The following is a 1,670-nucleotide window of genomic DNA, read 5'->3' as shown; positions in this document are numbered from 1 at the left end:
CTGATCATCCCCGCCCCACTGATCAACACCGTCCCCTCCGGATCCAACCGACGAGAACCCACCCCCGGCGAACCAACCCTCACCACACGCGGCACCGTCAACCCACCGCTGCGCACCGCCACTTGCGGCTCACCCGCACTGAGCGCCGTAGCAAGAGCAGCACGACTGGAAGACTCATCATCAAGATCGACCAGCACCAGACAGCCAGGATGCTCAGCCTGCGCGGAACGGATGAGGCCCCAGACGGCAGCAGCCGCAGGACTGGTCACCTCGACGGACGAAACGGCAGCCACGGCACCACGCGTAAGAACCGCCAGGCGCGCGCCATCCGGACGGTCCTCATCCGCCAGATACTCCTGAACAACCCGCAGCACACGCCCCGTCAGATCACGCACATCACCGCTCACCCCGGTGAGATTGAGCAGTTCAACACCCTCGGGAATCTCGACGGCGGTCTCCCTCGGGGTAAGCGGGACCCATTCCACCCGGAACAACGACTCCCCCACGGAAGATCGCGCGGTGCGCAGTTGTTCAACGGCGATGGGCCGGGACACCAGCTCCGCCACCGAGGCGACCGGCTGGCCCGCCTGGTCGGCCAGGCGCAGGGACACACCCCCGTTCTCGGTGACGGTGGTCCGCACCCGGAGCGCCGCGGCCCCGGTGGCGTGCAGGCTGACCCCGTTCCAGGCGAACGGCAGCGGGATCTCGCCCTGCGCGTGATCCGTCCTAGCGGCCGGACTGAGATGCGTGGTCTGAAGCGCCGCATCGAGCAGGGCGGGGTGCAGGCCGAAGAGCTGCGCCGTACCGCTCTCCTCCTCGGGGAGGGCGATCTCGGCGAAGACTTCGCCGTCGCGGCTCCAGGCCCGGCGCAGGCCCTGGAAGGTCGGACCGTACTCATAACCCGCCTCGAACTGGCGCGAGTAGAAGCGATCCAGATCAACCGGAATCGCACCGGCAGGCGGCCACTGAGCGAACGCGAAACCCTCGGCCTCGACGGGCTCGACGGCGAGATGGCCACTGGCATGCAGAGTCCACGCGGCCTGGGAATCCGCATCGGCGGCCCTGGAGTGAATGGCCACCGGACGACGACCCGTCTCATCGGGGGCGTCGACGGTGGCCTGGAGGTAGAGGGCGTTGTGGTCGTGCAGGGTCAACGGCGCGTGAATGACCAGCTCGTCCAGCGTCCCCGCCCTGGCCTCGTCCCCGGCCCGGATGGCGAGCTCGACGAGAGCGGCACCCGGGAGGAGAACCGTGCCGAACACCGCGTGATCCGCCAGCCATGGGTGGGTGCGGAGGGAGAGCCGCCCGGTGAGGATCACGCTGTCCTCGGTGGCGACGGGCACGATGGCGCCGAGGAGGGGGTGGTCCGTGGCGGTGAGCCCGACGGTGGAGACATCCGTGGCGGAGGACGTCTGCTCCAGCCAGTAGCGCTGGTGTTGGAAGGGGTAGGTGGGCAGGTCGGCCCGGGTGGGGGTGTGGGGCACGCGCCAGTCGAGGGGCCTGCCGTGGGTGTGGAGGGTGGCCAGGGAGGCGAGGAGGCGCCGGTACCCGCCCTCGTCGCGGCGCAGCGTCCCGGTGACGGTGGCGTCGGGGGTGGCGTCCTGGATGCTGTGGGTCAGGACGGGGTGGGTGCTGACCTCGATGAACGTGGAGTGCCCCTCGTCGGCAAG

Annotated in this window: 1 protein-coding gene; it reads right to left on the bottom strand. The window is 69.6% G+C overall.

Annotated features, from left to right (window positions below):
• The coding region (locus tag DEH69_RS02560) for a polyketide synthase dehydratase domain-containing protein (RefSeq protein ID WP_181727220.1) at positions 1-1,670 on the bottom strand (1,670 nt) is incomplete at both ends.

This window comes from Streptomyces sp. PT12, assembly GCF_003311645.1.
GTDB lineage: Bacteria > Actinomycetota > Actinomycetes > Streptomycetales > Streptomycetaceae > Streptomyces.
Note: the sequence above shows the minus strand (reverse complement) of the source record. Positions and strands in the feature narration are given on the sequence as shown.